9 protein-coding genes are annotated in these 9096 nt (G+C 52.8%); 2 read left to right on the plus strand and 7 right to left on the minus strand.

Annotated elements, in window-relative coordinates; all coding sequences use genetic code 11:
* Positions 1 to 8 precede the first annotated feature (8 nt).
* Positions 9 to 1556: a hypothetical protein gene (locus tag WC891_08905; protein ID MFA5868052.1), complete on the plus strand. Its 1548-nt coding sequence runs from the start codon at positions 9 to 11 to the stop codon at positions 1554 to 1556.
* Positions 1556 to 5317 (plus strand): hypothetical protein, encoded by a 3762-nt coding sequence (locus WC891_08910; GenBank protein MFA5868053.1) that lies wholly within the window; start codon positions 1556 to 1558, stop codon positions 5315 to 5317. Before WC891_08905 ends, WC891_08910 begins: the two co-directional genes overlap by 1 nt.
* Here the strand turns inward: WC891_08910 and WC891_08915 are convergent.
* From WC891_08915 to WC891_08945, 7 genes are all read right to left on the minus strand, one after another.
* Positions 5314 to 5673, minus strand: coding sequence for a hypothetical protein (locus WC891_08915; protein MFA5868054.1), 360 nt, complete (start codon positions 5671 to 5673; stop codon positions 5314 to 5316). The two genes, WC891_08910 and WC891_08915, sit on opposite strands and share 4 nt — an antisense overlap.
* Positions 5674 to 5689: 16 nt before the next feature.
* A complete protein-coding gene (locus WC891_08920) occupies positions 5690 to 5923 on the minus strand; it encodes a hypothetical protein (protein ID MFA5868055.1) in 234 nt (77 codons plus the stop codon).
* Between the two features lie 126 nt (positions 5924 to 6049).
* Entirely contained in the window at positions 6050 to 6223 is a 174-nt protein-coding gene (locus tag WC891_08925) for a hypothetical protein (protein MFA5868056.1), read from the minus strand.
* Position 6224: 1 nt separating this feature from the next.
* The gene (locus WC891_08930) at positions 6225 to 6413 is read right to left on the minus strand and encodes a hypothetical protein (GenBank protein ID MFA5868057.1); all 189 of its coding nucleotides are present in this window, start codon (positions 6411 to 6413) and stop codon (positions 6225 to 6227) included.
* A 3-nt stretch (positions 6414 to 6416) separates the two neighbouring features.
* Positions 6417 to 7025: a site-specific integrase gene (locus WC891_08935; GenBank protein MFA5868058.1), complete on the minus strand. Its 609-nt coding sequence runs from the start codon at positions 7023 to 7025 to the stop codon at positions 6417 to 6419.
* Between the two features lie 759 nt (positions 7026 to 7784).
* The gene (locus WC891_08940; GenBank protein MFA5868059.1) at positions 7785 to 8219 is read right to left on the minus strand and encodes a hypothetical protein; all 435 of its coding nucleotides are present in this window, start codon (positions 8217 to 8219) and stop codon (positions 7785 to 7787) included.
* Positions 8220 to 8259: 40 nt separating this feature from the next.
* Positions 8260 to 8388, minus strand: a complete 129-nt coding sequence (locus WC891_08945) for a hypothetical protein (protein ID MFA5868060.1) — start codon at positions 8386 to 8388, stop codon at positions 8260 to 8262.
* Positions 8389 to 9096 lie beyond the last annotated feature (708 nt).

The following is a 9096-nucleotide window of genomic DNA, read 5'->3' on the forward strand; positions in this document are numbered from 1 at the left end:
GAGGCATCATGCCTGATTACCGTTTATATACTGATGAAGAATTAGGGCCTTACGCGAACCCGTACCCGACTATGGAGCAGGACAACATGGGGAGGTACAAGAACCCCCTTGAGATCCTTCGGCAACTCGCAAGCCAGACGATGCCATACGGCGGGTTCGATCCTGAATCTGACACCTTCTCTGATGCACAATCCGTTTACCGGGACATGATAACCAATGCCCGCACTCCGACAAGATGGAATTCACTGAACCAGACATGGCAGCGAGGTGGTGGGCCGTTAAATACCCGTGCCAATTATGGTCCGAACCCGTGGGAGATGGAGAGCTTCAAGACCGCGTTCGAGAATATGCAGAAGCAGAGCGAAGTTCAATATCGCAGACGACGCGACAAGCAGAACGCCGCTGATGCTGCAAGTTGGCAGATCCCCAAAGGCCAACCGGGATATCGTCAAGGCCCCACAAGCGTAAGCGGTGGCTTCCCGGAAGTGGGTTACAGCCCCTTCTTCCATCGGGTAGGTATGCCTAGCGGAGCACCGGAAGAAGCGCAGTATCGGTTTGATAGGCCATTCGGGAAGCCGAACCCACTCACGACCAATTACATGGAGCAGGGGCCGGAAGGGCAAGAGGCTATCCCTTCTGTTAGCGACACAATTGAACCCTCCTATCGCACGGCATCGACCACACCCGGCCGTCCTTTGCAGCTTACCGGCCCAAATGCCGAGAAATTCCAGGTCCCCTCGTTTTGGCGCAACATGGAGGACAAGGCCAATAAGCCAGACGCGGACCTGCAACGTCAAACCATGCAGGACTATCTCAATGCACGCATGGGTGGGATACGGGATGAGGTTCATAATAGGGTGGGTGGTTCGGATTTTGAATCCAATAAAAGGAAAGCAGCAGTTGAGGCCAACGCCGAATCCCAACTTGAGCAACTGAGACAAACGCTCGCACAGATTCATGGTGTCCAGTATCCATACCAGACGCCGAAGGAAAGAGCGGCTGATAAAGAGGCGGTGATAAAGGACCCGCAGTTGACGCAAGACATCAAGACCGCGTTGGGTAACATCCTCGATCCATCGGGGCGCAAGGATGCTGAGGGCAACGTCCTAAAGAAATACGGCCCAAAGCCGATAGCGCAAATGGCCAGGATGTGGGCACAAGATGTTAACTCACTCCCTCCCGAAGTCCTGGCCGATTTGCCTGAGAAGTTCCGCCAACAGTACCGCACGCCGCGGCCTGCGTTGCCGCCGATGAACCCACAGACTGAGCAAAATGCACCCGCGCCGGCCCCGACATCGGCAGCGCAGCCCACTAAGGGTGAGCAGGCAATGGATATCGCCAAGGGGATAGGGAACATGGCTCGTCCCTTCATGCCGCCCGGTATAGAATGGATGAAGAGGGGAATAGAAGCGGCGGCACCCTACATACCAGGCCCCTCAGAGGATCTTAAACAAGCTGGGCGCAATCTAGCGCAACTCCCCAGCGATCTTCGCAACAAAGTCTGGCCGCTTATCCTTAAACTCTACATGCAACAGTACGGCCTGGGTGGTAAGTAATGGCTTTCGAGGATTACATTCAGACCTTCGGCTCGGATCTTCCGCCCGCGCCCACGCAAAGCGGCTCCATCCCGAGGCATGTCCTTGACGCGCTGGCATTCTTCGGATACCCCGTCAATGCACTCGCTGGTTTGACACAGGGGCTCATAAGCGAAGATCCGAACGAGTCGGCTCTGAGTAATGCTTATCAGGGTATCACCGGGAAGCGTGCATTTCATTTCGGCGATATAATGGGAATCCCGCGGCCTAACGATGATGCGCCCTGGTCAGAGTACCTTCCCCAGTTAGTGGCGCATGAGCTGCCGCAATTTATGCTAGACCCTCTTAATGTTGTCGCCGCGCCGGCCAAGGCTGCGGGATTATTTCCTCGTGTGGCAAAGGCCGCGTTCCCATTTCTGAAAGAAGGCCAATCCCTCGCGGGGAAGGGCGCTGAATTGGCGGGCGCGAATGTAGCGAAGGAATACTTGGCTAGTGGTCCATTGGGCAAAGCATTCATGCGGCGAGCCCCGGAGAGCATCCCCGGGGCGAAAGGTTTTGAGGAGGCGGCTGACAGGATCGGGTACGAGCATGACATAGCGCCCATTCAGAAGCAGTGGGTTGAAGCTGACGCGGCTTTAACCGGAGCCATGAAAGATTATCCGGGAGTGACCAAGGCCGATGTATATGACGCCCTGGAACGTGAGGGTAGCCGTCCTGACCTTCAGCCCCTTGTCGATATTGCCAGGCCCATCCAACAGATCCAACGGGACTTCTACGAGAAATTGCAACAGACCCGTGATGCCGTAGGGCGCGAGTCATACCCTGCGTTAGAAATCCCCGGTGAGTACAACTACATGAAGCACATGGAGATTCCTACTCCTGGCAAGGGCGGCGCCAGGGGACAATTGGGAGATCCAAATGCGTACAAGGAGCCGGGGCGCACAATTTGGAGGTATGAGGATGCTACCGGCAAAGTAATTGCTGTTGGCAAGGACAAAGATCCTCGAACGGGAATTGTTCAAATCCCTACAAGCGGTGAACCCGAAACTTGGTTTGTTGGGAAGGACAATATAAAGAAGGGCAGGAGTGGCCTAAGAGTCAAGCAGTTTGCTGAATCTGACCCCAATCGGCAGGGGCTAAAATTTACAGATCCTGACACTGGCAAAGTTGTCGCTCTCGGTGACGTAGGTACAGCCAAGGCGGGCGTTGTGGCCGTGAAGAAAGCAACCGGCCAAGTTGATGCGAATGGCAAGATGATCTTTGAGACTGAACACTGGCTTGTTGGCCCTGACAACGTGAGGAAGGGAATTATTAAAGTCACCCCGGAGTCACCCGGCTATACCTGGGCGGACCAGAGCGGCAAAGTCTATGCTACGGGACCAGCCACGCCTGAGACCGGCATTGCCACAATGAGGAAGGCGACAGGCCAACTTGACGACAAAGGGAACATGATTTACGAGACGGTGTACAATTACGCACCTGGGAATGTTGACAAGGCGGGGCATGTCCGCGTTTGGCCTAAAGAGGGAGTGCATGACTGGATAGATAGGGAGACCGGAAAGATTGTAGCCAGTGGCCCACTAGGCAAGAATGCAACTGGCGTAACGGCGATGGAGACCTCTGAAGGCCCCCGGTTCATGTACAGCGGCGAGAATATCAAGGGCGGAAAAGAGATCCCCGTTTGGCCACGGCAGGGTCAATATGAATTCTTTGACGATGCGTTGAACAAGGTAATTAAGACCGGAGAAATCGGAGAGAATGGCATCATCAAACTTGGCAATGAGTATTTTGATATCGGCACACCCGCCGAACGTGCCTTCAGACGCATAACTCCCATGGGCAAAGCGTCCGGCGAGACAAAGAACTTCGTACCTGAAGAGTCAATGGTTCCGGTCCAGGCTCGTCCGTTACCCCTCGATGTGATGCCTGGGATGGAAGTCACCGCCTCACCACATCCCATTGTTGAGCCGGGAGTCACGGTCAAACCGACCCCTAATCCTATCACCGAGATAGGCACAAAGGTTGTCGGTACACCACAAGAACCGGTTATGCCGGGGTTCCAAGTCTTCAAGAAGCCCGCGAGCCTCAAGGAAGTCCAGGCCGTTGCTCCGAATCGAACATGGCTTGATGATCCAATGGCCGCGATGCTCCTGGAGATCACGAGACGTAATGAGCAGACCAAGTACATCAAGATGCTTCAAGCCGGGATTGATAGCGGCCTTGTCGAACCAGGATTGACCGCACGTGCAGGGTTCAGGCCGCTCGCCGTCAAGGGTTTCGAGGATTTTCAGGCGCACCCTGCGATTGCCAACCGTCTCGAAAACATGGGCAAGGGTGTGTTCGATCCTGAGAGTGGCGCCGGTTCCATCGCACAATTGTTGGACAACGTTGTCAACTCTCGCGCAGGGCAGGCATTACAGAAAGGAACCAACTTTTGGCGCCGTCTAGTCCTCGGCCATGCCGGATGGCTGTCCGGAAACCTCGGAAGTAATCCATTCCAGCAATTTATGGAAATGAACCCGCTTATGTGGCCATACCGAACAGCGGAAGCTATCGGGCAGCAAGTCAAGGGTGGTCCACGTTATGAGGAATGGCTTGCACGAGGGCTGGAAGAGAGCGGGCAATACGGTGGGGTTGGATCAATAGGGCAGCAGGTTCAGGAACGTCTTGGTATGGCAATGGGCAAGGAGCCTCCCGGAATGTTGGGCAAGGCAACCGGGGCGCTCGGGAAGGTATTTCTGGACCCGATATTCAAAGTTGGTAGCAAGGCCGAGGGGAATGCCAAGATTGCCGTGGCGAATGACTGGATTGCCAAGAATGCGCCGAACCTAAAAGAACTCCCAATTGAAGAACAAAAACTCATGCTCAACCGTGCCGCAAGGGTAGCTCACGAGGCCCTTGGTAATTACTCACGACAGGCCATGACCCCCACAGAGGCGAACCTCGCCGCCCTGCCTATCCCCTTCTATGGATGGTTGAGCCATGTTGCACGCTCGACCTGGAAGAATGCTACGCAGCAACCACAGAAATTGAACCGGCTGGGAATGACGCTTGACACTGCATTCGAGCCGATATCTCAGTCCGACAAGGATATTGCAGACCCGTGGATCAAAGAACAGTCCCCGGTTCGCAAATTCCTTGGAATGGATTTTGGAACATCGAGTACCGGATTGCCGAATATTGCCATGCTGGGTAGGTATCTCCCCCAGGGGAATCTTGAGCAATTCCTGAAACGTCCGACCGATGCCGCGCTCTCCTGGGTCAATCCATTCATCAAGGGCCCTGCTGAATTGGGCGCGAACAGGTCCGCGTTCAAGGGTCGAGAGATCGACGCGGTGGCTGGAGGATTCCCGCAGAACTTAATCAACCCCATCCGTAGCCTGATACCTGGGCAGGAACGACCCTATGAAATGGCCACCAACAAATTGTTCGGCCAGAGCGTACCAGCCGGCTGGGATTACATGTTGGGTCAATCCCCGTGGGGTAGGCATCTGAAAGAAACTGATGTCATGGGTGAAGGGTTGGGCTTGTGGAGAGATCCCAACCGTGAGCCATCCTCACCGTGGGAGGCTGGGGCGTACACTGTGAGTGGCGGGAAATTCTACCCGTTTGACAGGAGCAGGTACGAGAAAAGCCGGAAGTGGGAGGCGAGTCAGATCGATCGACGTTTGGCGGCTGATATCAAGTACGCCCAAAAACGTGGGGACACTGTGAACGAAGAGCGGTACAGAAAAATGCGCGAGCAGGAGCGATCCCGTCGCGCTGGGATGGTCGAGAATTAACGGTACGGCCGGCCACAACAGGGGCAACTTCCAAATACTATGGCATTACCCCGCAAGGCAGCTTCAAGAGAAACACCGTTCAAACCGAAGCAATAAGGGGATTGACTGAAATAATTCGGCATTGGTTGAGCATAACTTTGTTGCTCACGCGCTCTGACATCCTGCATCATTTCAGCTTCCCATTGGGCCTTCTCATGAGTTATTTTACGCTCCATCAGAGATTTCATGTCCCTAATTTCCCCATCTAGCCAGTCAAGGTACGGGGAAATGGTGGGTTCTGGCACTGGTCTCGTTCGTTGTTCTGTGCCGAATATGTCAAACGCCCATTGTTTCCAGAATTCTCTCCAGGTTACCATCACACCCTCCTTGTCCTCAAGCCGTTGTGATCAGCCGAGTGAAATTGTCCTCATTCACTGACGGGGCTATTTGCCAATTATCGTGAATGATAGCCCTGTTTCCCTTACGTTCGACAATGGGGCCACCTTCAAACCACTGAATAGATAAATCATCAACTTCATACCCACCAGCCAGCCACCACATCGCCACGGCTGTCATGCGGATATTTTGCCCCTCGATAATTTGGCGTATGCCAGTAAGGCAGAGCATGTCCTCACCCCCTTGTCCATTTCACCACCACGCCCCACAACCAGTAGAACGCTGCGGCGGTTATGAGAAAGAGCAGGCCATTCATTTCGCCTCCTTTTTCAATATCTTGGTTTGCAGGTATGAACCTCATTCCACGTCAGAATCATTTTTCGTCATCCAAACTATGTCTTTAAAAATCGGATCGTCCCACATGGCGCCTTCTGAATAATGAAAAAGGGGTAGAGGCTCAGTTGAAACTTTAGGGAGGACACAGAACGGCCCCTCAACCTCAATCCATTCTTTCATGGTCGGTATGTCCATATTACTCTCCATAGATGTATTCTCCATCAAGTTCCCATGCAGCTATAGCGACGTTGCTCGGATCTAAAGACAACATCTCAGCCCTCGCCTGTGCCTTGCCCTCGTTCGAGAATATCCCGTGAAGAATCATGCGAGGATACTCGGAGCATCCTGGAATATCCTGGATTTCATTTAGTGCGTACACCACCATCTTTCACCCCGCAATCCTAAGTGCTGGTTTATCCTGGCACAAAGCTACGCTCCACCATTTCGGCGGCTCAGTGCTGTACGCGGACTCCGCGACGGCATGGCCGTAGTAGTTCATGGTAATCTCAATGCGAACATGCCCGAGGAATTTGGAAACCTGGAGTATATCCAGCCGCTTCGATCTCAATTCCTCAGTGGCCCATGTGTGCCTTGTGCCGTGCATCCCTGCCAGGTTCGGGAGGCCGGCCGCGGCACATAACTCATTCCACCATCGTTGAAGGTGTCGGGTGGTGTACGGCTCACCATTTGACTTGTGGAACAGGTACTCTCCCTCTTCCATCTCCTCAAGCCATGAGCGCAAAAATGGGGCAAGCTCGGGTGTGCAAGGAGTCTCCCTCGGTTTGTGGTTTTTGGACCACTCAGCGGCCACGTGCGCAGTGATTTGATCGTTTCTATCCACAATGGTCGTGCCTTTGGCCTGATGTACGATCTCGATCTCACGGAGGCCATTTCCAAGTGCAAACCTGGCCAAGCGGCACTGTTGCTGCATGGCTGGGGTGTGCTCGTTGGCTCTGATAAACGTGTAGAGGCTGACCAACTGGTCATCCGTGAACACGCGATTCTTCTGCACCCGCGGAACCCGGGGTGGCGGGGGTGGATAAAACCGTTCGAGAAGGTCTGTGAAGTCGTCCATTAATCACCTCCGCATCAGGATTGCTTTTGCCGTTTGACATGCCGCGATTGCCGACACGATAAGCCACCATGCAAGTAAGATTTCCATCAGTCGTTCCTTTCTGCCCGCAGGCGAGGGGAGTCATTGTCGCCATTTCTCATCTATTCTCGAAATTATTGGTCGTTCCTCTTTTTTTTCGTGGATCGGGATGTTGCCCCCTGGATGTTTTATCGGCCATCCCATCATCCAGAGTCGCCGTATATTGCTGCGGATATCTGTGGCATGGTCAAGGGGATTTAGGTTACCGAAAAGCGCCTTTCTTAGATCGTCAATGGTGCCTCTCATTGCTCAATCCTTTCTTGCCCGCAGGCAAGGGGTGGGTTAGTCGTTCCATGTTCCGGGCCGGCCATCACAATCGGAGCATGGGCAATACCCATTATGGATCCCGACTTCTACTGTTCTCACGGTAGCATTATAGCGGCCCCAATGAATCACACCCTGGAATTTTGCAAGATTGGCCAGTGATTTAATTCGTACGTGGCATGTGTAGGGTTCATGTTGATAAACATCTGCCCATGCCCTGAAAGATTCTCCGTTTTCTGGTTTGAACGTGTGCAGTTTCATCGTTCGACCTCCTATGGTCTGATTTAAGCCTTGACAGCTTGCCCCTGCCCCTGGTGAAAGAGGCAGGAGCGAGGAAGGTCAAGCCCATTTTCCAGTTCTCAAAAATTCCCTGACTTCGTGGTATGCCTGTGCCCGGCCAACTGCGATCTCTTCACAAGGTTCACACTCAGGATCTTTGTTTCTCAAGATCGAATCGAGTTCTTCAACGCGGGTTAGAATGGTATCCACATTAGTAGGTGGTGTGATTCCTTGAATCACAATTTCTATTGCCCGCATAAATGCTTGTTTCTTGCCTGCCCAGTATGCAGGAGACCCCAACAGACCAGGTTCCCATTCAATGCTCGGCTCGTTTTTACCGTGAAGGCTGTGCCAGTTTAAATCGGCCTCTTCTTGTAGTTGAGCCAGCCGAGAAACGATATCATTAGCCGGAACCCTGTTTGCAATACAAGCCCGGCACACCGTTTCCCCGTTTCTGGATGCGTGATTGAAGTTGAACTGAAACTCGTCTTCCACAGTGCCACACCGTTCGCAAGTATAGTGGTCCATAATCTCCTCACTTTCTCATATAGACGATTGCAGCGTAAGGATAGCCGTCAAGCTGAATCCAGACAGGCGGGAATCGCGTTTCTTGCTGGCTGGCCTTGACTTCACTCTTCTGGTGGGTTAGATTCGGTGTGTTCATGGTGCTTTCCTTATTAAAGCATCCTGGACTAGGCTCCCTAGGGTAGTGACCTGGGGAGTCTTTTATTTCTGAGGTAAATACACTCTACCATGAGCCCCCCCACCTGTCAACACAAACACGACATATTACAGAAAAGTATTACGTGCTACTAAAGAACCCTGCTTAATTATATCAATGCCTTACAAGAATCAACCCCAATAAATCTGCAATTCCCTGTGCATAACCCTGTTCATCAATTGTTCATAACCATTTCGTGTGCGAAGGTACGCGCCCGATTTCCGCTCCTGAGTGAAGTCATATAAGGTGAGGTTATGTCATGGAGCGTCCGGGGGGCTCCCCCCAATATATGAGAAACTGAATAACCTAAAATGATAATGATTCCACGGCAAATCCTTTCAACTGGTTAGTAATACTCACTCACCCTGTAATGAGCCAAAAACACCACAATCTCAGGCACTAACCTGTTTTCCTTGACATTGCATTCTGAAACGTTCATATCTGTGAATCTTCCCGTACCACCCAAACAGCCGACTACGGAAGCCACAGAAAATACAGTCTACGAGCCAGCACAGCCCAAAACACCCCGCCACTACACCCCTACCCCCACCCTGAAAACGCCACCACGTCGATCCTACGCATTGCATTCTGCAAGGTTTGGGCGTTATTTCCGCTTTCCCTTCACTATCGGCTCCAAAATGACCTTGAGGC

Source organism: Actinomycetota bacterium, from assembly GCA_041658625.1.
In the GTDB taxonomy this organism is placed as follows: Bacteria; Actinomycetota; JAHEXW01; order JAHEXW01; family JAHEXW01; genus JBAZZW01.

Coding starts and splice junctions, on each gene's coding strand:
- WC891_08945 (MFA5868060.1), bottom strand. CDS start 8,388: ATGAACACACCGAATCTAACCCACCAGAAGAGTGAAGTCAAGGCCAGC.
- WC891_08920 (MFA5868055.1), bottom strand. CDS start 5,923: ATGCTCTGCCTTACTGGCATACGCCAAATTATCGAGGGGCAAAATATC.
- WC891_08915 (MFA5868054.1), bottom strand. CDS start 5,673: ATGGTAACCTGGAGAGAATTCTGGAAACAATGGGCGTTTGACATATTC.
- WC891_08930 (MFA5868057.1), bottom strand. CDS start 6,413: ATGGTGGTGTACGCACTAAATGAAATCCAGGATATTCCAGGATGCTCC.
- WC891_08905 (MFA5868052.1), top strand. CDS start 9: ATGCCTGATTACCGTTTATATACTGATGAAGAATTAGGGCCTTACGCG.
- WC891_08925 (MFA5868056.1), bottom strand. CDS start 6,223: ATGGACATACCGACCATGAAAGAATGGATTGAGGTTGAGGGGCCGTTC.
- WC891_08910 (MFA5868053.1), top strand. CDS start 1,556: ATGGCTTTCGAGGATTACATTCAGACCTTCGGCTCGGATCTTCCGCCC.